28 protein-coding genes, 1 tRNA gene and 1 pseudogene are annotated in these 24,577 nt (G+C 45.5%); 7 read left to right on the top strand and 23 right to left on the bottom strand.

Translation table 11 applies throughout. From position 1 onward, the window contains the following. Window positions 1-170: 170 nt before the first annotated feature. A complete protein-coding gene (locus tag AC6RNO_RS03705; protein WP_497104668.1) occupies window positions 171-758 on the bottom strand; it encodes an NAD(P)H-dependent oxidoreductase in 588 nt (195 codons plus the stop codon). 121 nt (window positions 759-879) lie between these two features. Between AC6RNO_RS03705 and AC6RNO_RS03700 the strand changes: the two genes are divergently transcribed. Both AC6RNO_RS03700 and AC6RNO_RS03695 read left to right on the top strand, forming a co-directional pair. Then, the gene (locus tag AC6RNO_RS03700) at window positions 880-1,314 is read left to right on the top strand and encodes a MarR family transcriptional regulator (protein WP_497104667.1); all 435 of its coding nucleotides are present in this window, start codon (window positions 880-882) and stop codon (window positions 1,312-1,314) included. A gap of 141 nt (window positions 1,315-1,455) precedes the next feature. Then, on the top strand, window positions 1,456-2,439 hold the full coding sequence (locus AC6RNO_RS03695; protein ID WP_497104666.1) for an iron chelate uptake ABC transporter family permease subunit: 984 nt from the start codon (window positions 1,456-1,458) through the stop codon (window positions 2,437-2,439). Window positions 2,440-3,325: 886 nt separating this feature from the next. Here the strand turns inward: AC6RNO_RS03695 and AC6RNO_RS03690 are convergent. From AC6RNO_RS03690 to AC6RNO_RS03650, 9 genes and pseudogenes are all read right to left on the bottom strand, one after another. Beyond that, window positions 3,326-4,198: pseudogene (locus AC6RNO_RS03690) on the bottom strand (TIGR02452 family protein). A 284-nt stretch (window positions 4,199-4,482) separates the two neighbouring features. Further along, entirely contained in the window at window positions 4,483-4,821 is a 339-nt protein-coding gene (locus AC6RNO_RS03685) for a cupin domain-containing protein (RefSeq protein WP_497104665.1), read from the bottom strand. A 247-nt stretch (window positions 4,822-5,068) separates the two neighbouring features. Beyond that, the gene (locus AC6RNO_RS03680) at window positions 5,069-5,905 is read right to left on the bottom strand and encodes an ABC transporter permease subunit (protein ID WP_497104664.1); all 837 of its coding nucleotides are present in this window, start codon (window positions 5,903-5,905) and stop codon (window positions 5,069-5,071) included. After that, the gene (locus AC6RNO_RS03675) at window positions 5,905-6,789 is read right to left on the bottom strand and encodes a carbohydrate ABC transporter permease (RefSeq protein WP_474682314.1); all 885 of its coding nucleotides are present in this window, start codon (window positions 6,787-6,789) and stop codon (window positions 5,905-5,907) included. The genes AC6RNO_RS03680 and AC6RNO_RS03675 overlap by 1 nt, the downstream gene beginning before the upstream one ends. An 86-nt stretch (window positions 6,790-6,875) precedes the next feature. Further along, window positions 6,876-8,201: an ABC transporter substrate-binding protein gene (locus tag AC6RNO_RS03670; protein ID WP_474682313.1), complete on the bottom strand. Its 1,326-nt coding sequence runs from the start codon at window positions 8,199-8,201 to the stop codon at window positions 6,876-6,878. A gap of 214 nt (window positions 8,202-8,415) precedes the next feature. Then, window positions 8,416-9,717 (bottom strand): extracellular solute-binding protein, encoded by a 1,302-nt coding sequence (locus AC6RNO_RS03665; protein WP_497104663.1) that lies wholly within the window; start codon window positions 9,715-9,717, stop codon window positions 8,416-8,418. Further along, window positions 9,714-10,877 (bottom strand): response regulator, encoded by a 1,164-nt coding sequence (locus AC6RNO_RS03660; protein WP_497104662.1) that lies wholly within the window; start codon window positions 10,875-10,877, stop codon window positions 9,714-9,716. The genes AC6RNO_RS03665 and AC6RNO_RS03660 overlap by 4 nt, the downstream gene beginning before the upstream one ends. After that, window positions 10,855-12,648 (bottom strand): histidine kinase, encoded by a 1,794-nt coding sequence (locus AC6RNO_RS03655; protein ID WP_497104661.1) that lies wholly within the window; start codon window positions 12,646-12,648, stop codon window positions 10,855-10,857. The genes AC6RNO_RS03660 and AC6RNO_RS03655 overlap by 23 nt, the downstream gene beginning before the upstream one ends. Window positions 12,649-13,007: 359 nt before the next feature. Next, window positions 13,008-13,370 carry a winged helix-turn-helix transcriptional regulator gene (locus AC6RNO_RS03650; protein ID WP_474682309.1) on the bottom strand — a complete coding sequence of 121 codons (363 nt, stop codon included), beginning with the start codon at window positions 13,368-13,370 and terminating at the stop codon, window positions 13,008-13,010. Between the two features lie 138 nt (window positions 13,371-13,508). Between AC6RNO_RS03650 and AC6RNO_RS03645 the strand changes: the two genes are divergently transcribed. After that, window positions 13,509-14,738 (top strand): MFS transporter, encoded by a 1,230-nt coding sequence (locus AC6RNO_RS03645; RefSeq protein WP_497104660.1) that lies wholly within the window; start codon window positions 13,509-13,511, stop codon window positions 14,736-14,738. A gap of 20 nt (window positions 14,739-14,758) precedes the next feature. Beyond that, window positions 14,759-15,601 carry an aldo/keto reductase gene (locus tag AC6RNO_RS03640; RefSeq protein WP_497104659.1) on the top strand — a complete coding sequence of 281 codons (843 nt, stop codon included), beginning with the start codon at window positions 14,759-14,761 and terminating at the stop codon, window positions 15,599-15,601. Between the two features lie 117 nt (window positions 15,602-15,718). Here the strand turns inward: AC6RNO_RS03640 and rpsR are convergent, their stop codons facing one another. The 3 genes from rpsR to rpsF are packed head-to-tail and all read right to left on the bottom strand — an operon-like array spanning window position 15,719 to window position 16,836. Next, window positions 15,719-16,003, bottom strand: coding sequence for a 30S ribosomal protein S18 (gene rpsR / locus AC6RNO_RS03635; RefSeq protein ID WP_188176009.1), 285 nt, complete (start codon window positions 16,001-16,003; stop codon window positions 15,719-15,721). A 21-nt stretch (window positions 16,004-16,024) separates the two neighbouring features. Continuing rightward, entirely contained in the window at window positions 16,025-16,513 is a 489-nt protein-coding gene (ssb, locus tag AC6RNO_RS03630) for a single-stranded DNA-binding protein (protein WP_497104658.1), read from the bottom strand. A gap of 35 nt (window positions 16,514-16,548) precedes the next feature. Continuing rightward, complete coding sequence (rpsF, locus tag AC6RNO_RS03625) at window positions 16,549-16,836, bottom strand: 30S ribosomal protein S6 (RefSeq protein ID WP_474682305.1); 288 nt, start codon at window positions 16,834-16,836, stop codon at window positions 16,549-16,551. Between the two features lie 228 nt (window positions 16,837-17,064). Here rpsF and AC6RNO_RS03620 point away from each other — a divergent pair, with 228 nt between their 5' ends. Together AC6RNO_RS03620 and AC6RNO_RS03615 are read left to right on the top strand one after the other, a co-directional pair. Then, window positions 17,065-17,253 (top strand): YjzC family protein, encoded by a 189-nt coding sequence (locus AC6RNO_RS03620; RefSeq protein WP_474682304.1) that lies wholly within the window; start codon window positions 17,065-17,067, stop codon window positions 17,251-17,253. A 28-nt stretch (window positions 17,254-17,281) separates the two neighbouring features. After that, the gene (locus AC6RNO_RS03615) at window positions 17,282-17,545 is read left to right on the top strand and encodes a hypothetical protein (RefSeq protein WP_474682303.1); all 264 of its coding nucleotides are present in this window, start codon (window positions 17,282-17,284) and stop codon (window positions 17,543-17,545) included. Window positions 17,546-17,593: 48 nt separating this feature from the next. On the opposite strand, the gene AC6RNO_RS03610 is transcribed toward AC6RNO_RS03615, so the two are convergent. From AC6RNO_RS03610 to AC6RNO_RS03575, 8 genes are all read right to left on the bottom strand, one after another. Then, window positions 17,594-18,013: a hypothetical protein gene (locus AC6RNO_RS03610; RefSeq protein ID WP_497104657.1), complete on the bottom strand. Its 420-nt coding sequence runs from the start codon at window positions 18,011-18,013 to the stop codon at window positions 17,594-17,596. A gap of 131 nt (window positions 18,014-18,144) precedes the next feature. Further along, a complete protein-coding gene (locus AC6RNO_RS03605; RefSeq protein WP_497104656.1) occupies window positions 18,145-18,927 on the bottom strand; it encodes a PhzF family phenazine biosynthesis isomerase in 783 nt (260 codons plus the stop codon). A gap of 126 nt (window positions 18,928-19,053) precedes the next feature. Next, window positions 19,054-19,833, bottom strand: coding sequence for a helix-turn-helix domain-containing protein (locus AC6RNO_RS03600; RefSeq protein ID WP_497104655.1), 780 nt, complete (start codon window positions 19,831-19,833; stop codon window positions 19,054-19,056). 23 nt (window positions 19,834-19,856) lie between these two features. Beyond that, window positions 19,857-20,432, bottom strand: coding sequence for a LysE family transporter (locus tag AC6RNO_RS03595; RefSeq protein WP_497104654.1), 576 nt, complete (start codon window positions 20,430-20,432; stop codon window positions 19,857-19,859). A 215-nt stretch (window positions 20,433-20,647) separates the two neighbouring features. After that, a tRNA-Ser gene (locus AC6RNO_RS03590) sits at window positions 20,648-20,735 on the bottom strand. Window positions 20,736-20,817: 82 nt separating this feature from the next. Continuing rightward, entirely contained in the window at window positions 20,818-21,042 is a 225-nt protein-coding gene (locus AC6RNO_RS03585; protein ID WP_474682300.1) for a DUF951 domain-containing protein, read from the bottom strand. A gap of 2 nt (window positions 21,043-21,044) precedes the next feature. Then, window positions 21,045-21,917: a mechanosensitive ion channel family protein gene (locus AC6RNO_RS03580; RefSeq protein WP_474682299.1), complete on the bottom strand. Its 873-nt coding sequence runs from the start codon at window positions 21,915-21,917 to the stop codon at window positions 21,045-21,047. Between the two features lie 18 nt (window positions 21,918-21,935). Then, on the bottom strand, window positions 21,936-22,172 hold the full coding sequence (locus AC6RNO_RS03575; protein ID WP_474682548.1) for a putative Se/S carrier protein: 237 nt from the start codon (window positions 22,170-22,172) through the stop codon (window positions 21,936-21,938). 98 nt (window positions 22,173-22,270) lie between these two features. On the opposite strand from AC6RNO_RS03575, the gene yyaC reads away from it, so the two are divergent. Then, entirely contained in the window at window positions 22,271-22,891 is a 621-nt protein-coding gene (gene yyaC, locus AC6RNO_RS03570) for a spore protease YyaC (protein ID WP_474682298.1), read from the top strand. Here yyaC and AC6RNO_RS03565 read toward each other — a convergent pair. Then, window positions 22,866-23,357: a DUF4446 family protein gene (locus AC6RNO_RS03565; RefSeq protein ID WP_474682297.1), complete on the bottom strand. Its 492-nt coding sequence runs from the start codon at window positions 23,355-23,357 to the stop codon at window positions 22,866-22,868. The two genes, yyaC and AC6RNO_RS03565, sit on opposite strands and share 26 nt — an antisense overlap. 20 nt (window positions 23,358-23,377) lie before the next feature. After that, window positions 23,378-24,535, bottom strand: coding sequence for an aminotransferase class V-fold PLP-dependent enzyme (locus AC6RNO_RS03560; protein WP_497104653.1), 1,158 nt, complete (start codon window positions 24,533-24,535; stop codon window positions 23,378-23,380). Between the last annotated feature and the right edge of the window lie 42 nt (window positions 24,536-24,577).

Genomic DNA, 24,577 nt, shown 5'->3' with positions numbered 1-24,577 from the left:
TTCTTCTCCTTCATATCCTACCACATTCGCCCCCGGCTGATGAATTTCTAACTAAAAAGCGGACTATGAGCCGCAGTCAACGACGGAAAAGCCCGGTCGATGACCGGGCAAACGATTCGCATCAATGGCGGTTTTGTCAAAACCGCGCGGAGAACATTCGCAGGCTTCTTTTATCTGGCTACCGTCTTGAAATAGCGATAAATTTTATTTAATTTCTCAGCATGCTTTCCTTTCGGACTTTCCATACTTCCAAACTCGAAAAACTTCACGTTCTTCATACCCACGTATTGAAACAGAGCCCTCTTCATTAATACTTTGTGAGCGTTATTTAACCAGAACAACGGATAATGGGCGGGCCCTTGCATCGTGGAAATGCAAACGACCGACTTCCCTTTCAAAAGCCCCTCCGGCAAAAGCCCGCCCTTCTCTTTGTAGGCGAAGCCCGAAGCGAACATTTGATCGATGTACCCGAGCAGCATCGCGGGAGGCCGCCCCCACCAGATCGGATACACAAATACAATTTTGTCGGCCCAAATGATTTGTTCCCGGTACTTGGCCAGATTGGGATCGGCATGCATATCCCTTCTGCGTTTGTGCTCGTTGAAAACAAGCACCGGGTTAAATCCCTCCTCATATAAATCCAGCACTTTTACTTCTTCTATATTAGGATTCTCGCTGCTCCCCTGAATGACTTTTTGCAAAAATGCATAGTTCAGGCTTTGATGATTAGGATGCGTATAAATAACGAGCGTTTTCATCGAACCACCTCTTTAGTTATCATTTGATAAGTAAATCGTAGCACACTTGTTTTTTAGTTGTCAAATGATAATTGTTTTTTGATAATTATTTTGTTATCGTGTCAAGTAAGAGGTGATCCCTGTGGACCAAAAAGTTTTTTTTCATAAATTTGTAGCTTTTACGACAGCCGTTCATCAAGTGACATATGAGATGACAAAAGATGTTAAATCCGACGCCATTACCCCCGTTCAGTATAGTATTCTCGAATATATTGCGGTCAGCCAGCCCGTTACGCTCAGTCAAATCAGCGATTGCATGCAAATGTCCATGCCGAATACGAGCCGCGAGCTGAAAAAATTGAGCGAAAAGCATCTGTGCGAAAAATTTGCCGATGCCGAAGACCGGCGCAAGCAATATATCCGCCTTTCCGAAGAAGGCGAGGCCCTGATGGGCCAAGCTTTTCAACGGATAGAAGCCCGTTTTTGGCAGCGGATCAAGGATTATTCCGAAGAAGAGCTGAACGAAATCGAGCGTGCTCTGGATGTGCTGCATGCCAAAGTGTTTCATAGCAAGTAATCACTGCGCCGCATGAAGAGACCGGGCTTTACGGCTGAAGAAAGGACTGCAACCGCCATGATCGCCCGTAGGCATTGTGACATCGGCGATTGGCGCGCCGTTCTTTATTTATTTGTCCCGCCGGCAAGGGGGTGCCAGGAAGTGAAAAAAGCTGTCATCCTCCTCCTGGCTTGCCTGGCGATGCTCGGTCTGGTCCTGATCTCCATCAGCGTCGGAGCTGTCCCCGTACCATTGCGCGATGTGGGAAGCGGCCTGCTGGACAGCTCCAGCCCGTCCTATTTCATCGTTCACGAGATTCGACTGCCCAGGGTGATCGTCGGCATTTTGGCAGGATTCGGACTCGCCGTGGCCGGGGCCATCCTGCAAAGCCTGATCCGCAATCCGCTGGCCAGCCCCGATGTTATCGGCATTACGAAGGGAGCCGGATTCGCTGCGGCGGCCGTCATCTTCCTGTTCCCGAAGTCGCCCGTGTACGTGCTTCCGCTTGCCGCGTTTGCCGGGGCTGTCGCCACCTTCTTCGCGCTGCTGGCTTTGAGCCGCAGGCTGTCGCTGTCGGCGTCCGCCCTTGCCCTGACCGGCGTTGCCATCGGCGCTCTGTTTCAGGCGGGCACGCAATATTTGATCGTGACGAATCCGACCAACGTCAACATGGCGCTGCTGTGGCTGTCGGGCAGCTTGTGGAGCCGCGGGTGGGGTCAGGTGCAGTACCTTCTGCCGGCTGCGGCGGTACTGCTTGCTCTTGCTTGGGGAAACTTCGCCAAGCTGAACGTGTTCCAACTCGGCGACGAAATCGGCGCCTCTCTCGGCTTGCGAATAGTGCGCGAGCGCTTTGGGCTGATCTTGCTCGCGGTGACGCTGGCCGGCGTCTCCGTGTCGGCGGTCGGAGCCATCGGGTTCGTCGGCCTCCTCGCTCCGCATATGGCACGGAGCCTCGTCGGAAGCCGCAATCAATGGCTCCTTCCGCTCGCCGCGGCGATCGGGGCGGATCTCATGCTGCTGGGCGATTGCCTCGGCCGGATAATCATCATCCCGCAGGAAGTTCCCGTAGGCATCATGACCGCGATCATCGGCACCCCTTACTTCATCTACCTGCTGCGCAGGGAACGAAAGCGGCGCACGGCATAAAAGCCGCACCGCGCTCTGGGATATCAGCGCATGGTGCGGCTTAGCGATATGGACACGGGCGGCGTCCGGGCCCGACACTTTGATTTGCAGTCAATCGCGACCAAAAAAACGCGCTATTCTTTGCAAAAGCAGGCTGCGGAACGTTCTCCGCAGCCTGCCCAAAAACCTACACACCAGAGTTAGTCTCACACAATCTGCCTGGTTGCTCGAAAAAACCTGCAAAAATACATCTTTTTGCTCGTTAATGTGCTGGTAGCGAAAAATTCCTGCAATTGTACATGCTTTTCGCCGCGAACATGAGCTCAGGTTCATTATCATCAAAAATTCCTGCACTTTCGCAGGCTTTTCATCAAAATGAACCATTTCCAGGGAAAAAACCTGCACTTTCGCAGGTTTTCCCCTATTAGTCTGCCTTGCGCCCCCACTTCAGCTCCCCAACCCGTGCAAAGGAGGTGCGGTTGGGGTGCGCCCTCTCCAGTTCCTCTACCCGTTGCTCTATCAACAATCTGATTCTGCAAGTTTTCTATACGTTTGTAGAGATGCGCTTCTCCGATGTACTGTTCCAACGTCCGGGAATTCTTCCAGCGGCTCGTTTAGGAACTAAGTCTTACATCGATTTTGACAACTCTCCCCCACCTCCGAAAAGATCGTGTTTTCAAAACGAAAACCTCTACATTTCCATACGATCGCCTTTGGTTGAAGGTGTGGATATAACAATAAATTCGTTATCCACATGTGAATCATTTCGGATTTGATGCGGCGTTCCGGCGTTAATCGCGTAATTGTTCAACTGCAGGAGCAAGCTGAAGTACGTGACCTATCGCTGCGGCAACCGATCTGGAACAACCCCCGATTGTTCCAAGAATCAAATTATTACGAATCAAATTCATAAAATCTCTCTTTTGAATAGGTTAAAGGTTCTCTTTTCATTGGACTTATCCAAAACCGCAAAAACAATATGATCAAATAATGTCCCATAACCTTCATCGACCAATACATGCTTAAACATTCCGGCAACATCGCTAGGGTTATTTTTAAAAACGCCGCATCCAAAAGCTCCTAGGATTAATGCTTTCTCTCTATGATTGGCCGCCACAGAAAGGATATACCGTATTCTCTCGAGCATGATGGGTCCGATCATCTTCACTTGCTGCGGTTCCCGCTCCCGTACAACTCCAGCATTAACTGCCGGTGCTGTAATCATAGAAACAAGATATGGGCTATTCAGCAGTTTTCCATCGTCGTCTCGGAACACGGGAACGTTAGGGGAATAAACCATATAATCCGAATAGAGACACGTTTTCAGATTCCGGTTATAGCTGTACATCTCATCCATTTGTGAGATGCAGGGGTACAATGCGGAGGATCGCGCCAGACTTTCTTCCTGAGCTTGACTACCTCCGAGGAACCCCCCGCCAGGGTTCTTCGCGGAAGCAAAATTAAGACACAACGTGTTTTACATTCCTTCCATCTGCACGAGTCTCTTCGCGGCGGCTAAAGTGGATTCATCCGTCACTTCGATCTTTGGAAGTGCTCTCCGTTCATGTTCTATTCTTGATGCCGCCCCTTGCCTAATTTCCTGCAATCCGTGAGGCGTATATAGCTTCGAGTTTCGAATGGCTGCCTCTACTTCATGTTTGATCGAGATTTCGTTCCCATCTGCGTCAAGATAGAAGCCTTTATCTAATATGTCTAACGTTGATTTGGCGATTTGCGATCTAATTTCTCTATTATTATCTGTCCGGTATAACTTTTCCATATTCAATCTGCCCTCACTTAGTTAATTGTTCTCCCAACTAGGGTTAAAGCGATAAAGTTCTGGGAGCGATGCCCGGCATCCTTACCATCTGTTATATTTAATTTGTTATTATCATTTTGTTAATATCTAATTGTTATTATATATCATTCAATTTCCCTGTCAATACGTGGAAACGGAAAAAGCCCGATTTCTCGAGCTTTTTAAGAGAGGTATTTATCTTGCAGCATTCCACGCTCGGTTTGGTCAACCCTTATAGGAACTTCTGGAGATGAAACCAGAAACCTCTACAGCTCCGTACGATCACCTTTGGTTGAAGGTGTGGATATCACAATAAATTCGTTATCCACATGTGAATCATTTCGGATTTGATGCGGCGTACCGGGGTTTATCGTGCAGCCGTCATGCTTCTGCAGCTTTATCTCCTGCCCATCTATCCACATCACCGCTTCGCCACTGAGCATGAAAAAGAATTGTTTAGCCTTGTGATGCACATGCTTCTTTTCGCTTGTTCCTGCCGGCATCCGCTCCTGAATAATGGTGCGTTCCGCACCCTGCTCCAGGAACCATCCATCGCAAGCTTCTCCCCAGATGTAGTGGTCCGCATTGGCTTTGTTTACTTTCATTCCAATCGCTCCCTTTTATCAAATTAAAACTCCGACTATACCGTGACCGTCTTCCATCGTCTGCAGAGTATAAAAGTCAAGGCGCCTTGTCGATCACCGGATTGAACGACCATTTATAAAACGTAATGCTATCTATGCTGATAGCCAGACATTGTACCTGCTTTAGATTGGTATCCTGATTGGTTCCTGTCCTTTCCCTTCCTTGTTCGATCGAGTTGCTTTTTCGACCTTTGTTGGATGTATCATATTATTTGATCGCTCCTTGCATAACTCCCTTGATGATATACCGTTGTCCGAACAAATAAGCAATCAGAATGGGCAAAATGGTGAGCAGGACTGCGGGAATCAGAAGTTCCCAGTTGTTCATGTAAGTTCCGTTAAAGACCTTCATTTTGACTGGCATCGTAAAATGCTCTTCATCCGTTAAAATGAGAGACGGCAGCAAATAATCATTCCAGATCCATAAAACATTCAATATGGCAATGGTCATGGAAGTCGGAGCGAGCATGGGCAGGACGACTTTGAAGAACGTTTTTCTGCGGGAGCAGCCGTCGATGAATGAAGCTTCTTCCAATTCGAGGGGAATCGACTTCATAAATCCATGATAAATGAATACCGATAACGCGCTACCAAATCCGATGTACAAAATGATCAATAAGGTTGTCGGCGCCATTTGGATCAGCTTCAATTTGGCCCCATAGATATACATCAGCGGAATCATGATGGATTGGAACGGAATGATCATAGAAGCAACCATCATCGCAAACAAAGTTTGATTGAATTTAGAAGCATTTCTCACCATGTAATAAGCCGCCATCGCTGAAAATATTAATATAAAAATAACGCTTGCTGCTGTAATCCATAAAGTGTTTTTAAATGAGACCAGGAAATTCATTTTCTCGATGACTTCGCCAAAATGAGCAAAATTCAAGCTATTCGGTAAGGAAAAAGGATTTTCCAGAATCTCTCCATTATTTTTGAACGAATTCACGATAACGAGAAAAAAGGGGAAAACAAAGGCTACAAACGCTATGATCAGAAATAAATAAGTCAAGGTTATGGAAGTGATTCTGCGAGTGTTCATTATGCCTCAACCTCCATTTTCTTGCTGAAATAAACCTGCAACCCTGTCACAACGGTTACAACAACAAAGAGAATAATCGCTTCCGCTTGTCCAACTCCGTAATTAGTTTCCATAAACGCTTTTTGCACGACCTGCATGGAAACCATCATCGTGCTGTTGAAAGGCCCGCCTTCCGTTAAAGAGAAGTTGATATCGTAAACCATAAAGGCGCTTTTCAATGTCAGGAATACAGTAACAACGAAGGAAGGGACCATCATCGGCAAAGTCATTTTCACTAATCGCTGCCAAGCATTAGCGCCATCTATCGTGGACGCTTCAATAATATCTTTCGGTACGCTGATTAACCCTGCAATAAAAATTATCATCATGTATCCGGCCGATTGCCAGATGGTTACAATAACCAATGCCCAGAAAGCCAAATGTTCATCGCCTAGCCAGCCTGAATGCAATAACCCGATACCCCATTTTTCCCCAATAATAGGTAACGACTGAACAAAGATGAATTTCCAGATGTACCCTAATACCAACCCTCCGATCAGGTTCGGCGTGAAGATCGAAGTTCTAAAGAAATTTTGGCCTCTTACTCCGGAAGTAACCAGATAGGCAAGAGCAAACCCAGCCACATTGACAAAAACGATCGTTGCCGCTACGAACTTAAGAGTGAGCCACAGCGATGCCCAGAACCGGGAATCTTTGAAGGCTAATACGTAATTATCGATTCCGGAAAACTGCATAGGACTTACCGGAGTCGCCATGTGCATCAAGGTGAGGTAAAATCCATAAGCGAATGGAATCAATAACGCAATGGAAAACGCAATCATCGTGGGGCCTGTGAAAAATATCTGGTTGCCGAATCGTTTGATTGCACTTTTTTCTTTCATCATAAGCTCTCTTCACATCCCAAAATGTAATTAACGATCAAATGGGTGAGCGTGATCCTCACCCATTTGATCAACATTCAAGTGTTCGATTATTTCTTGCTTGTGTAGTAGTTTTGAATAAACTTAACAAGATCTGCGCGGCTTTCTTTTTTGACGATATACTTTTGAACTTCCGGTCCAATAAGTTTGGAGTAGTCATCCCCGTTGATATAGTTGTTGGTGAACGACAATGTTTTGCCTTGTCTGATTGCATCCGCAATTGCCGAGCCAAGCGGATTGGTCACCTTATTCGGGTTGTTCTTGAAGGCGGAAATAATCTGAGATTTGTTTACCACGAAGTCTTGCCCTGCTTTATCGTATACGATCCAGTTCAGAAACTTTTTGGCCGCTTCCTGCTGGGCCGGAGTCGCTTTTTTATTGATGACCAGGCTTTGAGTCGGGCCGGCTTGGATTTTATTGTTTAACGGATTGTCAGGATTGTTGTCGACTGGAACCGGCAGGAATCCAAAAGAATCTCCGGCAGTTGCCTTCAACGAATCGAATGCCCAGTTTCCATTGAACAGGATGGCTGCCTCGCCTTTCCCTACCGATAAATGCGAGTCATCATAGACCTTGTCCAAAGGGCGATCTCCGTATTTGTTGTACTCTTTCGATATCAATAAATCCATCGTGTCGTAATAACCGTTCCAAACCGCATTGCTTGCCAGATCCAGCTTCCCCTCTTTCAATTGTGCTACGACGGAGTTCGGATCGGCTGCCTGGTTCAGGAATTGGGAGCTGTAGTGATTACCGACAGACCAGGCTTCCGTTTGATAAGCTACCGGGTATTTGACCCCGGAAGCTTTAATCTTATCCAACAGGTCCTTCAATTTGTCCCGCGTGTTGATGGAGAACGGATCGAAAGAACCGCCTACTGCTTTCTCAACAACTTTCTTGTTATAGACGAGACCGAATCCTTCGATAGCGAACGGAAAGCCAACCACTTTTCCACTTTCGTCTTTAATTCCATAGCTTGTTTCCCCGCTCCATTTCTCGTTCGTCAGATCGATGCCAAAGTCCTTGTGTTTGCCCAGTAATTGGTCAGGCCCCATCATAGCGATCGTTACGACTTCGCCTGACGTCGTCAGTTTATCCAACACACTGAGCGAGTCACCTACTGCTTGCGAGTAAGCTTTGACAGTTATGTTCGGATTCGCTGCCATGAAGTCTTTCGCCGCTTGCTCCCATTGAGAAGCGATTTCACCCTTGCCGTTCGTCATGATGACCGTCACTTTTTCTTCTTTTGAATCGGATGTGGTATTGTTCTTCGTCGCGGCCGGTGAATCAGTTGCAGAATGATTGGTTTTTGTTCCTCCGCAAGCCGCAAGCGTGACAGCAAGTAATACCGCAAGACTAGACACTAACGTTTTTCTCAATCTAAACCCCTCCAAGTTGTTTGTTGTACTTGACTAATTCTGGCGCCAGCAACGGCGTGTAAATGCTTTCACTTTAAGTTGAGAGCGCTCACATCCCCTGCTTCTTCATTATAGGAGGGGACCTAATTTCAGAAAACGTCGTGGATTGATCGGAAAAATAGTCGTAACTTGATAAAAAAACTCTGACCGAATGCTACGGTCAGAGCACTTTTGATTATTTCCTCATCGCCTTCACCCAGGATTTTTGAAATTCTTGCAACAATTGATCCTTAGTCAGCTGCTTGCCGACATAAGCTTGCATGGCAACTCCGAATTCATCCTGAGTGCCGGCCGGATACTTAAACCAATTCCATGTTAACGTTCTATTTTTACCCATATAAGTAAGAATATCATCCGCCAGTGGTCCTAAGTTATTGGAAGGGATATTTTCGAATGCCGGGATAAATTTAAGCTTGGCAAAGTAATATTTTCCGGTATCGGATGAGACCATCCAGTTTAAAAATCTTTTAGCCGCTTCTTTCTTTTCGTTGGAACTTTGCTTGTTAATGACCCAATAATTCGGAACAGAAATTGCAAGAACGTCATTACCCGGATCATCATTAATCGGGATGGGAAGGATGCCGACATTCATCTCGGGCGTGATTTGATCCAATATCGGTTGAATCCAGTTCCCCTGTTGGATCATCGCAGCTTTCCCCTGTGCGAATTCAGTTATTTGCGTATTGTAGTCGATTGTCAGTGGTTTATCGTCTCCATATTTAATAGTTAAGTCCAACAGTTTTATTAAATCGAGGAATACCGGATTCCCCTCAATACTTTGCGAACCCTGATACAGCGATTGAATAAAAGCATCAGGATCTTTCTGATGAGCGAATGCAATATTAAGCAGGTGAACACCCAATACCCATCTCTCCGCATAAGCATTAGCAAACGGCTTGATCCCGGCTGAATTTAGTTTTTTTACCGTTTCCGTTAATTCGGACAGGGTCTTCGGCAATCTCTCGATCCCTGCTTTTGCAAATAAACCCTTGTTGTATATGAACCCGTATCCTTCGATGTTAAAGGGCATGCCGAAAATTTTACCATCTATCGTTATTGGCATCAATGTGCCTGCCTTAGCACTCTGAACCCAGGGTTGGTCGGATAAATCCTCCAAATATGCTCTATAAAGCCTTGCCTCGCTATAACCTCCGTTAGCAAAAATGTCAGGGCCTTTGCCGGCTGCAAAACTGGCTCGCAGGTCAGCTCGATCATCCGACCCTCCTCCAACCGTTCGCAATTTCATTCGAACATGCGGATTTTCCTTCATGAATTCTTTTACCATTTGCTCCAACTGAGAGGATATTTCCACTTTGGGGTTCAATATCTCGAGTTCAATGTCTTTATCTCTCCCGGATGTTTGTAATTTGCTTCCTTCAATATCTTCATAGGGATCTTTCCTACTAATGCAAGAAGTAAGCATAATGGATAGCAAGGTTACCAACAATAACATTACAACATGCCCCTTTCGGATCATGCCTTATATCCTCCCTTCCGATACTCCATCGGAGTTACTCCTACCATGCGCTTAAATAGTTTCGAGAAGTATTTTTGATCTTGATAACCCAGCTTGGTAGAAATGGAGAACATGTTCTCATCCGTCTCGCAAAGCCATTTTTTCGCCTGTTCCACTCTTAAATGGATCAGATAATCAGAAAGAGTCATTCCCCTTTCTTGCTTGAACCGACGGGAAATGTGCTCGCGGCTTAGAAAAAAGCGCCGGGCCAGAACGTCAAGTCCTACTTCCTCGGTGAAATGATTGTTCACATAAGCGATCATATCCTGCATTCTTCTGCTGTCGTCAGATTCGCTTAGCTGATGTATCGTTCTAAAATCATTGAACTGAAAAGCTCTTTTTGCCTCTTCAAACGAATAGGCCAAGTCCTCCAGCTGACTAAACCCATATCCGCTGGCAAGACGTACAGGAATGTCAAAGAGATTCGTTATTAATTTTTCGATTTCTTGGAGTTTTCCTCTTGTGCTAATCATTACGCTGATATGGCGATCAGACGGAACGGAGAAGACGTTGCCCCACCCGCGTTCCATCAAATTATCCGATAGAAGCTTAATGTAACGGTCCGGGTGATGGGCCTGGTAAAAATACAATAAGGTCAAATCATAAGCTTCCGCTTGTGGAATGCTGGCCTCAAGTTCGTCCCGGTCAAAAGGCTGGCCTTCGCATGCAGAGGTAAAATTACGGTTTAAGCGTTCTCTTTTTACCTCATCGTAGATCCCTGACGCTTTGTCACCCCGTATCTCACTTTCGTTTTTCCAAGCCTGGATCGCACCCGCCAGAACAGTGTTGAGTGCTTCGGGTTCAACCGGTTTCATTAGATAATCGTATGTGCCATAATGGATCGCTTTCCGCATGTAAACATAGTCATCATGACCAGTGAGAATAATGACTTTCCCCAAATATTCGATTTCAGTCAACCATTCCAACAACTTGATGCCGTCAACCTTCGGCATTTTAATGTCGGTAATTAAAATCTCTGGCGGCAGTTGAGCGATTAATGCTTTTGCTTCTTCTCCGTTTGCAGCTTCGCTTATATCCCTAATACCGAGCTCTTCCCATCTCCCGAAATAGCGAATAATGTCCCGAGCGTTAGCTTCATCATCCACGAGCAAGATGTTCAATTTCTTCTTCCTCCTTGGTTTTTCGGGGAATGACCAAACGTACTTTAAAGCCGCGGGCGCCCTCCGAATATATTTCGAGACCTGCATCAAATCCGTAATTGAGAACTAGCCGTTCATGTATGTTTTTCAAACCGATATGATCATGGGAAGATCGGCTTTCATAGTCCGAATGAACAATTTTGGATCTAAGCGCTTCCAGCCCATCCACTGATAAGCCGGGACCATCGTTCTCGACCTCAATGACCATTTGATCTCCGTCCGCTCTGCCGCGGATGCCGAGTGTTGTTTCGTGCCAACCTTCCTCAAAGCAATGCTTAAAATAGTTTTCCACCAATGGCTGCAGGATCATAGCAGGAACCGAAACATCCATGACCGACTCCTCTATATCGATGTTGCAATTAAACGTTGTACGGAAGCGTTCCTTCTGAAGATTTAAATACGCATTTACATAATCAACTTCACTGCGTATGGTTGCCCAATTATCCGGACGGATCGTGTATCTCATCATTTTTGACAAAGAGGTGATAAGCTTGTACACTTCCGGAGAGCCGGAACGAACAGCAACCGCTCCAACGGACTGCAAGGCATTATTCAAAAAATGAGGATTGATTTGGGATTTGAGCGCACGAAATTGATTCGTTCTATTCTCAAGTTCCAAGCGATATTCCCGTTCGATATGAAGATTGATTCGGCTCATCATATCCTTAATATGCTTCTCCAGATGTCCGATCTCATCTTCTCTCGTATCATCAAATTGAATATGCAGATGCTCGCCTTCTATTTTCCGTACTTTGCGGCTAAGCAGCGTTATCGGACGTGTCACCTTGTACGAAATGATATTGATCATGAGTAAGCCGAGAATGACGACGCCAATACCCACAACAATGTTGATATAGGCGGTTTTTCGAACTCCGCTGAACAAATAGTCGCTGGTCGAAGTCTTGACCAAGCTCCATCCATCCAATATCCCCGAGAGCTTTTCCGAGAATTGAATGTCGCCTGTCTTTTTACCATCTTCTAAATTCTGAATAGAAGCAAGCGGTTTCCCTATCCACTCAGAGTTGGAGGAGTAAACAACATTACCTTCCGCATCCGTAAGCATTATGGACTCATTTCCTTCTCGAATAAAGCGATTGCAAATTCGGGAAATCTGTTCCAAATCGATATCCACCGTGACCAGACCAAGGAAGCGATTATTCAACACATCCACGATCTTATGATGAAAGGTAAGCACCATGGTTTTGTCCGATTGCGGTATATTGGGGACTCGATTATAATTTTCGATTTGATGAGGCCGTTCAATCAAATAAGTGTTCTTCGAATTTAAAAGTGCTTGAATGAAAGGCTTTTCGATGATCTCCGGCATCTGCTTACGAACGCTTACCATGGCATCGTATACCGTAAAGGAATCTCCACCCTTGGCGATATACACGCGCACCTGACGGATTTCTTTGCGCATCAGGTAGAACGTCTTCATGCCCTTGTCAATTTCAAACTGATTGGAATAAATCGAATCCTCGAAACCTCTTTCAAACACTCGGAACAAATCGGGATTCCTATATAAAATTAAAGGTAGATCGACCATATCTTGAACATAATTCATCAAATCTTCGCTCGTTTTTTGCAATTGCACCCTGCTGTTATTCAATTCCAACTTTTCGACATTCGCTTTGGTTTGCCAATAAATTAGAATGACTGAAATAAAGTAGGGGACAATGATAAATGCCACAAGCAATAATAATAGGCGGCTGTGTATACTCTTCATTTTCATTATGCCCCCTCCTTCTCTTGTTATTGTAAATGATTGCGAGGGGAAATGTTATTGTCGATTGATTCCAAAGCCAAGAAAGCACCTCGTGACCGAGATGCTACTCAACACCAATGTTCCATTCAATCTCATAATTATAAAAGAGTATGACCCTCAAGAAAAACGTCTCTAATTGATAAAAAAAAGGTCGTAAATTGATCATACGGGGATAAGCAGATAGAGGATGTGAATCTATTGGAAGTATAATCTCTATAAAGAGATTTGGCGATGCCTAAGAGAGAAGAATTTGGCATGGCAATCGATTTTCTTGATGAGATCGCCTTAAATCATATTGCCCTTATCTTTGCAGCTATGTCCGCTGGCTAGTGGTTTAACACGTTATCTTCCAAGACAGTAAACTTATCTCCGTACTCTTTAATAATATGCTGTTCTCCCCAAGCGCATAAAGAATCCAATATCGGTTTCAAGCCCCACCCGTATTCGCTGAGCTCATATTCCACTTTTGGAGGGACCTGATTGTAGCTAATTCGATTCACGATACCGTCCTCCTCCAGTTCTCTCAATTGCTGTGTCAGCATTTTTTGAGTGATCGCGGGCATAAGTCGTTTCAAATCGCTCGTCCTTTTTTTTCCGTGAGTTAAATGGCATAGAATAACGCATTTCCATTTTCCGCCAATCACTTCCAGTGTTGCTTCTACTGATATGTTGAATTTTTTATTTGTCACTGATTTTTGCCTCCAATTGTTCTACAGGTACTTGTAGGTACCTATATTACTTTAAAGTACGTACTATTCATTTTCATCCTAATCATTGATAATAACATTTACCGGCCGGATTTTACAATACCAGTAGGAGTGGAAGGAATGGTACTAGAGAAAAAGCGGAGCACCTTGGCACTGTTGGCGTTAGCCGTTAGCGCTTTTGCGATTGGTACAACCGAGTTTATCAGTGTAGGGCTGCTGCCTCTTATTGCTGAGGACCTGAACATATCTATTACAACAAGCGGGTTAACCGTTACTTTATATGCTTTGGGAGTAACTTTTGGGGCACCCGTTTTAACGTCTTTGACCGCCGGCGTCCCGCGCAAATCATTGCTGTTGTGGATTATGGTTGTTTTCATCGCCGGCAATGCCCTTGCCGCGGCTGCGAATGGAATCGTTGTACTGCTGGCTGCGCGCGTTATCTCGGCGTTGGCGCACGGTGTATTCATGTCGATTGGTTCCACCATCGCAGCCGATCTCGTGCCGGAAGACCGCAGAGCCAGCGCTATATCTACTATGTTCTCCGGTCTTACAGTTGCGACGGTTACCGGAGTGCCTTTGGGGACCTTGATCGGCCAGCAAATGGGTTGGCGGGCTGCTTTTATCGCCATTGCTGCAGTCGGCATCCTGGCTTTCATAGCCAACATGGTTCTTATTTCTGCCAATTTGCGCAAAGGCACGCAAACGCCGCTTCGCGACCAGCTCAAACTTGTCACTAACGGACGATTGCTGCTCGCTTTCTCCATTACTGCTCTCGGTTATGGTGGTACGTTTGTCGTCTTTACTTATTTATCCCCTCTACTTCACGACGTATCCGGTTTTAGCGAAAAAACGGCGGCCATCATCCTTTTTCTGTACGGAATAGCCATTGCCATCGGCAATGTAATCGGAGGCAAGGCTGCCAACAGCAAGCCTGTAACTGCTTTGTTTTATATGTTTGTTATACAGTCCGTTGTGCTTTTCCTGTTGGCGTTTACTGCGCCGTTCAAAATTGCCGGTTTAATCACCATTTTCATGATGGGCATGTTCGCATTTATGAATGTACCCGGTCTGCAAATATACGTGGTATTGCTGGCGGAACGGTTTGCGCCGAAGGCGAAAGATGTGGCCTCTGCCGTCAATATTGCCGCTTTCAACGCGGGTATTGCAATCGGGGCCTTCTTGGGCGGTGAAGTTACGGATACGATGGGACTGATTCACACAACGTGGGTAGGAGCATTGATGGTTTTGGGAGCCGTATTCCTGGCAGGCTGGGCCAGAGTTTTGGAAAAGAAAAGCATGAGCGAAACACCCGGACAATCAATCGAAAGCGGCTCAATGAAATCATGTTAAGAACAGGAGGCTTCCTTATTATGGCGAAACATTTAGAGGATACAGTAACGTTATACAACGGTGTAAAAATGCCCTGGCTCGGCCTTGGCGTGTTTAAAGTCGACGAAGGGCCCGCACTGGTACAAGCCGTAACTTCCGCCGTCAAGCATGGTTATCGCAGTATCGATACCGCCGCCATTTACGAGAATGAAAGAAGCGTCGGGGAAGGAATCCGCGCAGCCTTACAAGAGACAAATATCCCCAGAGACAGCCTCTTCGTAACTTCAAAAGTATGGAACGCCGATTTGGGGTACGAATCGACCTTGGCAGCTTATGAAGCAAGTTTGGAGAAGCTTGGTTTGGCTTATCTCGACCTATTCCTTATTCATTGGCCTGTAAAAGGCAAATATAAAGAAGCATGGAGAGCTTTGGAGGACCTGTATCGGAAAGGACGCGTCAGAGCCATAGGTGTAAGCAATTTTCAAATCCATCACCTTGAAGACCTGATGAGCGGCGCCGAAATTAAACCGGCGGTGAACCAGGTTGAGTATCACCCTCTTTTGACTCAAAAGGAGCTGCTCCGCTACAGCAAGGAGCAAGGTATTCAGTTGGAGGCTTGGTCTCCACTGATGCAAGGCGGGCTGTTAAACAATCCGGTGCTAATGAAGATCGCCGCAAAGTATGAAAAATCGGTTGCTCAAATCATTTTGCGTTGGGACTTGCAGCATGGTGTTATAACCATACCGAAATCTACAAAAGAGCATCGTATTATCGAAAATTCCGCTGTTTTCGATTTCGAGTTAGCCCAGGCAGATATGGACCGCATCGATGGATTGAATCAAAATGCACGGGTGGGTCCGGACCCGGACAACTTTGATTTTTAGTCAACCGACCAAAAGGCGCTATTCCTTGAACAAAAAACAGGCTGCGGAGAACGTTCTCCACAGCCTGCCTCATTGTACAAAAAAACAGCCGGTTTCCCGGCTGTTTTTGTCGTAAGCTTATTCCGTTGTGTAAGGAAGCAAAGCGATTGTACGAGCACGTTTGATCGCGATCGTCAAAGCGCGTTGATACTTCGCGGAAGTACCGGTTACACGGCGAGGAAGAATTTTTCCACGCTCGGAGATGAACTTTTTGAGAGTCTCGATATCTTTATAGTCAATGTGCTTGATTTTGTTAACTGTGAAGTAACAAACTTTACGGCGTTTGCCTTTACCGCCTTTGCCGCGAGGAGCAAATTTGCGATCGCCGCGGTCTTCACCGCCATCGTTTCTTTTGAAACTCATTCGTCTTCAGTCCTTTCTACTTTAGAATGGCAAATCATCATCGGAAATGTCGATCGGCTTTCCGTCATCGATAAAAGGATCCTGCTGTTCGCGCGACCCACCGTACCGGTTGCTGCCACCACCGCCGCCGCTGCTAAAGCCTGCATTCGGACCTGCTGCACCCTCTTCACGATTGCCGCCGCCAGCGTTGCTGGATTCCAGAAACCGCACGTTATCGGCAACAACCTCGGTTACGTACACTTTCTTGCCCTCGTTGTTGTCGTAGTTGCGAATCTGAATACGGCCCTCCACTGCTGCAAGGCGTCCTTTACGCAAATAATTCGCGCACGTCTCGGCCAACTGCCTCCACGTCACGATATTGATAAAGTCGGCTTCCCGCTCTCTCGTCTGCGAATTCGTGAAAGGGCGGTCTACAGCTAGTGTAAATTGGGTAACGGCTACTCCGGCTGGAGTATAGCGAAGCTCCGGATCTCTGGTCAACCTGCCGATTAGAATGACACGATTCAACATGGTCAATCCCCCCTGACGAAAATACTGGCATAAACTTAGGCTACGTCGTTAACGATTAAGTGACGAATAATTTCGTCCGTAATCTTAAATACGCGATCGAGTTCCGCTACAACTGCAGGTTCTGCGTTGAAATGTACAAGCACGTAGTGCCCGTCACGGAACTTGTTGATCTCATACGCAAGACGGCGTTTACCCATCAGGTCATGCTTGGTAATTTCGCCACCACCGTTGGTGATGATGCCTTGAAACTTCTCTACAGTAGCTTGAACTTGTTCTTGTTCAATGTCTGTACGAATGATGTACATCACTTCATATTTGCGCATGTATGTCACCTCCTTTTGGACTAAGCGGCTCCAAATCCGGCTGTAAAAGCTCGTTGGAGCAAGGAGCGAGAATTCTTATTCAAAACTCGCACCTAAATACTATAGCAAATTCGCCAACTTATTACAAGCTTTTCATTCAGGATGAAGCTGGCAGTTCAGAATGCACATGATTTTACCTCCCAAGGGTAATCTAAGTGCGAGTGACATATGAAAAGAGAGGTGAGCACAATGGGTGAATGGACACATTACAACCCGGGAGACCATGCGCCAAACGACGGGCAATACATCGAAATTGGCGAAAATGCTTTTCACATGGGCGTGAATAATCCGAAAATCGTTACCTTAAAAAAAGGCGATCCTTTTCCCGAGACAAGCAATCACAACCGAAAATGGAAACGCAAAGATATGAAGCAATAAACTCGCGATAAGCAAGGAGAATAGCGCCATGAGATTCTATACCTGGCTTTTTACTTTCATCGGTGCCGCCTTATGTCTGGTTCATTATTTGTTCCATGACTACGATAGCGTCTACATGATTTTTTATGCCTTGAGCATACCGGCGTGGTTCGCCCCTGTCGTTTCGAATATTTATGACATATCCGTGGCCGGAATGCTCTTGATCTACGCGCTTACGATCGTCTCATGGGGAGTTATAGGCTACGTCATCGACCGCCTTGCCACCGGCTACCGCCGTAAAAGCAAATATTAACGAAAACGCCACTACCTTGCAGCGACAGCAGGATGGTGGCGTTTCATTTTACTTCTTATATACTTTTTTCTCGGATATTTTGCCGTCGCTGCCGTAAATGACCTGAGCGTAATGACCTGGCTCGTCCGTTATGGCGAACTCATACGTTTTCTTGCCGTTCTCCTCTTTGACGAGTTTGCCGCCGGAGCCCGCCGTTTTAGCCAAATCATCATAGATGCTGGTTAAGCTGATAGCGTCAAACTGTTTTCTCGTAATGCCCGGTGGCGGCGCCTCGTTCTTGCCGCCGACAGCCGTGCCCCCGCCGGCGCTTGGAGATGCTGTCGCTGTGCCGCCTGTGGCAGCGGGAGCGCTCGCGGAAGGCTGGCCGGTCGGCGTAACGCCTGGGCTGGGCGTGCCTCCCCCTCCCTTTTTCGAGCATCCTGATGCCGCAAGCAGCACCGCTAATGCGACGAATAGTACCATCCTCATATTCCCAATCCTCCTTAAACCGATCATGCCCCTATTTTGCTTATTCGCGGCCCATTTTATTCCAAATTTCGATCAAGCATAAGAAGCTGTTTGCCCTTCTCTCCTATTCGATGCTATTAAGCGTTGTGGGCTTATTCCTTAATTTGAAGATCTGCAATGGAATATAAAACTGCTGATCCGCTGATGGTTACCCTGTCACCGACTAATCCGCAGTATAATGTTCCACCGCGCTTGGAAAGCTGTCTCGCCACCATTTCATTCTTGCCCAGACGTTTTGCCCAGAAAGGGATGAAATTACAATGTGCGGAACCGCACACAGGATCTTCATTCACATCTAATTTCGGGAAAAAAGCCCTTGAAACAAAATCGTACTTTTCACTTTTCGCGGTAATTAAAACACCCAAACCATCCGGTAACTTTTCCAGCTTAGAAAAATCAGGGGAAACATTTTGAACATCCTCTTCCTTTTCAAGTACAAACATTAAATCTCTGCCCAGATAGGTTTCGATAGGCTTTACACCAAGTGCTTCGACCATTTGCTCCGTTAATGTAAATTCTTCGGGCATTCTGCTAGGGAAATTCATTTGGTAATGTTCATTTTCTTTTAATACAACAAGTTCCCCGCTCATGGATTGAAACTTGATTCTATTCACATTCTTTTCGTAATAGTTGGCAATGACATACGCTGTTGCCATAGTAGCGTGTCCACAGAGGTCAATCTCTCCCCCCGGAGTAAACCATCTTAACCGATAGCCGTCTTCCTCTTTCACAGCAAATGCTGTTTCAGAAAGGTTATTTTCAGTTGCAATTTTTTGCATGGTTTCATCTGGAAGCCAGTTCTCCATAATACAGACAGCAGCTGGATTTCCCTCAAATAATTTCTCGGCAAACGCATCTACGATGTAACATTTCATTGTTGAATTAACCTCCTTATTTGTAACGCTCAAAAGGGCAAATAAAAAATCCTCTGAAGGCAGAGGATTAACGCTCTCTTTTCCATGTTTTATCCCTCTGTCCCTGTCCGGTAAACGGATCTAGGCTCAATTTATTATATGTGACATATATTCAAACGCTGTTGTTCCATATACGCTCTTAAAGTGTCTATTTAAATGGGTTAAATCAACAAAACCGCATGCAGCTACTGCTGAATAAATATCTCTATTTTTTTCGATTAACTGCTTTGCACGTTCGATTTTGCAGTTAAGAAAGTATTGGTAGGGTGAAATTCCAGTATAAGCCTTGAATAATCGGATAAATTGAAATTTCGATAAATGCAGCTCTTTACAAATCTCATCAAGCTTAAGTACATGTTCTAAGTTGGCATGAAGCATATCCTTTGCTTTTCTAATTAATACGTTATCTTTCTTGTCGTCTGTAGAAAGTTTGGTTTGAATAAGGCTATCTGTGAGGGATAAGAGCAATTCGCTGCACAACGCCTCATCATTTTCGCTTAATATGGCACGAGAAAGACTTAATATTCGTTGTTCAAGTTTATGATCATACACAATAGGAGTTGAGAAACGAACGATATCCTTTTTCTCTATAGCCTCTAATAGCAATTGTGGCTCAATATACAGCATGACATAATCAAGTCCCGCCTTATCATGTGCCATTCCGTCATGAGCTTGTTCTGGATTAAACAGCATAACTCCATTTTGATAGGATAATTGAAGACTTCCATCCAAGTTATAATGTTGAATACCTCTCAATGTTACACCTATTGCATACTCCTTGTGAGCGTGCTTTTTATATTTAAATTCAGTCATACTTGCTGATAACGCAGTAATGCCTGCCGATTTTTTGTAAACAAATTTGTCCATTTCACACCTCTGCATAAGATTATCTATATCCAGATCATGATGGCAGCATAAACTAAAAATAAGACCATCATTACATTAACAGTCTTACTATGCTTCTGCAAAAACTCCTTGAAGATTGTACCGAAAAGAATCCACGTAGTAAAAGCTGAAAATCCAATCAGAGTTATTGCTATGATACTTATCGTCATCACAAGGATCGAGCTATAGTGTGACATAATAAAAGTTGGAATTACTGTCATTGTAAACAGTACTACCTTTGGATTTAAGAACTGCATAAGGAAGCCAGACATAAAGGTAGCCGTTTGGTTTACTGTTGGTTTTGATGTATCCGTTTTATAAATTTGATAAGCGAGATAGAACATATAAACGCTACCGATAATCTGCATCATTATTAATATTCTCGGCATGATTGTTATAAGCATCGTGTTCAACGCAGCGGAAATAACAAGTAATAAACCAAAACCAATCGTTGCTCCATACGAATATTTCATTGCTTTTTTTGCCCCAAAATTATTCACGGTGGACAATATGACGATATTAGTAGGTCCTGGTGTAAAAGTAGCAATGATACAGTAAATCAAAAAAGATGTAATATCCATGAGAATGCTCCTTTCAAGCTCTTCTCATATCCTACATCTTTAAATGAAATGCCATATAGTACATTATTGCAGATATTGAGTTTCATCCGCGATAAGCCTAGCTGAGCGCTTCTTTTGAAGCCCGAATCAGTCAGGTACTTTTCCGCTTAAATTCCCCGTAAAAATGGACAAAAAAAGTGGCTCCACCCTAGAGCCACTTGAGTTCGTGTATATGACGGAAAGAGTGGGATTCGAACCCACGCACGCCTCGCGACGCCTAGCTGATTTCGAGTCAGCCCCCTTGGGCCTCTTGGGTACCTTTCCACAAAAGCGAGAACAGGATTTATTGTAACAAAAAAATCACGCTCTCGCAAGTACTTTTTTCAAATCAAATTTCACAAATTTATCAGCTGCTTGAATCGTCCTTCGTCTCGCCTTCCGCCGCAGATCGCAGCACCTTTTTCAGCTTGCTTTCGAACTTCGTTCTTGGCACCAGGACGCTGTGCTTGCAGCCTACGCATTTAATGCGGATATCCATCCCCATGCGGATAATCTCCATCTCATTCGTGCCGCACGGATGCGGCTTTTTCATCTGCACGATGTCTCCGAGCTGATATTGCTTTTTTTCCATAGTTATTCCGCCGCCTTCTCCGATCTTAAATACGTAACCATCTTCGGATACGGGATCTCGATTCCATTGGCATCCAGCTGCTTTTTGATTTCCGCATTCATCAATCGGGCTACTACCGGATGCGTATTCGGCCTGCATTCGGCAATGATACGCAATTTCAATTCCGTATTAGCGATCATTTGTACGCCCAGCACTTCCGGTTCTTTCACAATATCTTCCGATTGTTGATGGATCTTTTGGACCGTTTCTTTCAAAATCTCAACTGCCCTGTCGATATCCGATTCATAGGAAATGGCCACATCGACGACAGCTAACGAATTGTACATGGAAAAGTTCGTGACTTGCTTAATATTCCCGTTCGGAATGATATGAACCTCGCCGGTCCAGCTTTTGAGCCGGGTGACTCTGATGCCGATCTCCTCTACAGTCCCTTTGAACTGGTCGATCTGGATAACATCCCCCACCCCGAATTGATCTTCAAAAATAATAAAAAATCCCGTTATAACATCCTTCACCAAACTTTGCGCGCCGAACCCGATAGCAAGACCCAGGACGCCGGCCCCGGCCAGCAAAGGCCCCAAATTCACTCCTACTTGCCCTAGTATCAAGAGCAAAGCTATGAAATTAATCGTATAGGAAATTAAATTGTGTATGAGCTTGCCGATTGTGGTCGTCCTTCTGAGGTCAAATTTCAGCGGAGATTTCTCCCGCGCCTTCATCATATGCGAGATCGCTTTATCCGCGATTTTGACGACGATTCTCGCTGCGATGTAGATCAGCACAATTTTGACAACGATCCAAAATGCATTCTCGATCCATTCGGGTTTGCTGACCATATCCCTCAACCATTGAATGAATCCTGACGTTAAGGTCATTTATTGCCCCTCCCAGCTTCATTCCATGGTAACATATTTATCGTTCTTTTTAAAATAAATCCCCCGTATTTCTACCTTTTCCGAAACTATGATTTCTTTGACTCGCGGCAAAGATTCGCCCGGAAATTCAATAGATAACGCACAACCTGCCGTTACCTCCTTCGGCGTCGGCCGTATATCTATCTCTATCTCGGCATACTCTAGCAGCATCTCCGCCCTGAGCGCTTGCTGCGTAGAATCAAAGGCAAGCAGCATAACCGATGCATCCAAGGATATTCCCCCTTTACCTACGTATAAATTAGACTATCTCTCCATATACTAGTAAAAATAAGTCCAAGACTTGGAGGGATCCTATGAAGTTTCAATTTGGCTTTGAAGGTTCAAAAGATAAAGCGCTAGAACCTATAAAAATCCAGCATACCGACGCCGATACCCCTGCCCTTCTTTCCAAACATTTTCAAACGATTTTCAGCGGTTTGCCGGCCTATCAGCCTATCGTTATTATTTGTGTCGGAACGGACCGTTCCACCGGCGACTGCTTGGGGCCGCTCGTCGGTTCCCATCTGAGCAAAAGAGGGCTCCGTCCTCTCCATCTATTTGGCACTATTGACGAACCTGTGCATGCAATGAATTTGTCCGAAACCGTCGAGCGGATTCACAAACAGTTTCAGAACCCTTTCATCGTAGCAGTCGATGCATGCCTCGGGCAAGTATCCAGCGTCGGATGCATTCAGGTTGCTGACGGACCGCTTAAACCGGGCGCAGGAGTCAACAAGGACCTGCCTCCGGTCGGCGATATTCATGTTACCGGTATCGTTAATGTCGGCGGCTTTATGGAATATTTCGTGCTGCAGAACACACGCCTTAGCCTGGTCATGAATATGGCAAATGTCATTGGCGATGCTCTTTCTGCCGCTCTGCGCCGCGTTCAGCCTTACACGCCTTCTCCTACTGCTGTTTTAAAGTTTGACTAATGGCCTCTTTTTCCTCAGGGCTTAACGTATAGGCGGATTGCCCTCTCTGCAGCGGTTTGGCATACAAATAAGTTTGCTCCCGGCTATGAATACCTGTGATGATGACGCCGTCCTGATATTCGTTCAAAATGGCGATCGTAAAGCTCATATCGCTTCCGCCTTCCGCAAAAGCGTTGTACCGATGAATGCCTACTTTCGATTTCATGGTTTTCAATGTTTCCAGAATAGCTTCAACTTTGGCTGAAGTCGTTGTCGATTCGGCCTTTTGATCGTTCAATTTATGTTGCAGCTCGACCAGCAGGTCTTCCATATTTTCCGCCTTCGAACCGTTCATCATGAGCAGATATTGTTTTCTAAGCGCGGACAATTTCGTCCATAATACGATCAAGAGTACGAATAAAATAATGAGCAATGCGGCGATAATGACAAAAAACAGTCCACCTTGAATTCCAAACAAATCTCCCACGAAAATATCCCTCTTTCTGCTTATGCGTACTGCGAGCCGATCTCTTTTACAGCGTCGATAAGTGCTTCCACTTCCTCGTCCTTTGTAAAATACCCGATACTCGCCCGTACTGCTCCTGTTGCTAATGTTCCTGCTGCTTCATGCGCTAACGGCGAACAATGATAACCTGCCCGAACCGCAATTTGAAATGATTGATCCAGTATAAAAGCAACTTCGGAGGAGTCCGCCCCTTGAACATTAAAGGATACGATTCCTGTTTTATTTTGCCCCATTGCAGGTCCCAGAATCGTTACTCCTTTAATTCCCATCAGCCCCTCCATCAATTTCTGAGTCTGCCGCCACTCTTTTTCGTGTATCTTTTCTACCGTTTCCGAGAGTACAAATTTGACGCCTTCATTCAGCCCCGCAATTCCGACCGTATTTTGCGTACCTGCTTCATAGCGGTCGGGTCTAACCGTTGGCTGGGAGATGGATTCCGATTGACTGCCTGTCCCCCCATACATGAGAGGCTCAATATCCAATTCGGGATGGATGTATAACCCCCCTGTTCCCTGGGGCCCCAGAAGCCCTTTATGGCCCGGAAAAGCCAACATGTCGATTCTCATATTCTCCACATGAATAGGGAGCACTCCGGCGCTCTGAGCGGCGTCTACGAGCGTCCTGACTCCTCTCTTCCGGCACATCTCTCCGATCTCTGCAATAGGCATAATCGAGCCGAGCAGATTTGAGCTATGATTGACTACTACAAGCGAAGTGTTTGATTGGAACGCATTCTCCAAATACTCCAGCCGCAAATCCCCTGCTTCATCGTTTTTTAAATATGTAAGTTCAATTCCGAGCTTTTCCTTCAAATGTTCAAGCGGTCTTCTAACGGAATTATGTTCGATGCTGGTGCAGATTACATGATCCCCTGCGCGTACAAAACCATTAATCGCCTGATTCAATGCATGAGTCGTATTCAAGGCAAATGAGATATCATTCGGATTTTTGATGCCGAACAACTTCGCCAAATTCCTCCGCGTTTCAAACAAAACTCTGCTTGCCTGCACAGCCATTCGATGACTGCCTCTTCCGGGATTTGCCGCGAACTCGTGCATACATGTCGTCATCGCTTCTAATACGGCCGGCGGCTTGGGCCACGAAGAAGCTGCTTGATCAAAATAGATGACTTCCTTCATCTTTCAATCACCTCACAAATAATAGCATACCTTTAGTTTGTT

Source organism: Paenibacillus sp. sgz302190, assembly GCF_059820445.1.
Note: the sequence above shows the minus strand (reverse complement) of the source record. Positions and strands in the feature narration are given on the sequence as shown.

Excerpts from the sequence above, each read along its gene's own strand:
- AC6RNO_RS03705 (WP_497104668.1), bottom strand. The coding sequence starts at position 758 with ATGAAAACGCTCGTTATTTATACGCATCCTAATCATCAAAGCCTGAAC.
- AC6RNO_RS03685 (WP_497104665.1), bottom strand. The coding sequence starts at position 4,821 with ATGAAAGTAAACAAAGCCAATGCGGACCACTACATCTGGGGAGAAGCT.
- AC6RNO_RS03680 (WP_497104664.1), bottom strand. The coding sequence starts at position 5,905 with ATGAACACTCGCAGAATCACTTCCATAACCTTGACTTATTTATTTCTG.
- AC6RNO_RS03675 (WP_474682314.1), bottom strand. The coding sequence starts at position 6,789 with ATGATGAAAGAAAAAAGTGCAATCAAACGATTCGGCAACCAGATATTT.
- AC6RNO_RS03665 (WP_497104663.1), bottom strand. The coding sequence starts at position 9,717 with ATGATCCGAAAGGGGCATGTTGTAATGTTATTGTTGGTAACCTTGCTA.
- AC6RNO_RS03655 (WP_497104661.1), bottom strand. The coding sequence starts at position 12,648 with ATGAAAATGAAGAGTATACACAGCCGCCTATTATTATTGCTTGTGGCA.
- AC6RNO_RS03645 (WP_497104660.1), top strand. The coding sequence starts at position 13,509 with ATGGTACTAGAGAAAAAGCGGAGCACCTTGGCACTGTTGGCGTTAGCC.
- AC6RNO_RS03640 (WP_497104659.1), top strand. The coding sequence starts at position 14,759 with ATGGCGAAACATTTAGAGGATACAGTAACGTTATACAACGGTGTAAAA.
- rpsR (WP_188176009.1), bottom strand. The coding sequence starts at position 16,003 with ATGAGTTTCAAAAGAAACGATGGCGGTGAAGACCGCGGCGATCGCAAA.
- ssb (WP_497104658.1), bottom strand. The coding sequence starts at position 16,513 with ATGTTGAATCGTGTCATTCTAATCGGCAGGTTGACCAGAGATCCGGAG.
- rpsF (WP_474682305.1), bottom strand. The coding sequence starts at position 16,836 with ATGCGCAAATATGAAGTGATGTACATCATTCGTACAGACATTGAACAA.
- AC6RNO_RS03620 (WP_474682304.1), top strand. The coding sequence starts at position 17,065 with ATGGGTGAATGGACACATTACAACCCGGGAGACCATGCGCCAAACGAC.
- AC6RNO_RS03615 (WP_474682303.1), top strand. The coding sequence starts at position 17,282 with ATGAGATTCTATACCTGGCTTTTTACTTTCATCGGTGCCGCCTTATGT.
- AC6RNO_RS03610 (WP_497104657.1), bottom strand. The coding sequence starts at position 18,013 with ATGAGGATGGTACTATTCGTCGCATTAGCGGTGCTGCTTGCGGCATCA.
- AC6RNO_RS03605 (WP_497104656.1), bottom strand. The coding sequence starts at position 18,927 with ATGAAATGTTACATCGTAGATGCGTTTGCCGAGAAATTATTTGAGGGA.
- AC6RNO_RS03600 (WP_497104655.1), bottom strand. The coding sequence starts at position 19,833 with ATGGACAAATTTGTTTACAAAAAATCGGCAGGCATTACTGCGTTATCA.
- AC6RNO_RS03595 (WP_497104654.1), bottom strand. The coding sequence starts at position 20,432 with ATGGATATTACATCTTTTTTGATTTACTGTATCATTGCTACTTTTACA.
- AC6RNO_RS03585 (WP_474682300.1), bottom strand. The coding sequence starts at position 21,042 with ATGGAAAAAAAGCAATATCAGCTCGGAGACATCGTGCAGATGAAAAAG.
- AC6RNO_RS03580 (WP_474682299.1), bottom strand. The coding sequence starts at position 21,917 with ATGACCTTAACGTCAGGATTCATTCAATGGTTGAGGGATATGGTCAGC.
- AC6RNO_RS03575 (WP_474682548.1), bottom strand. The coding sequence starts at position 22,172 with ATGCTGCTTGCCTTTGATTCTACGCAGCAAGCGCTCAGGGCGGAGATG.
- yyaC (WP_474682298.1), top strand. The coding sequence starts at position 22,271 with ATGAAGTTTCAATTTGGCTTTGAAGGTTCAAAAGATAAAGCGCTAGAA.
- AC6RNO_RS03560 (WP_497104653.1), bottom strand. The coding sequence starts at position 24,535 with ATGAAGGAAGTCATCTATTTTGATCAAGCAGCTTCTTCGTGGCCCAAG.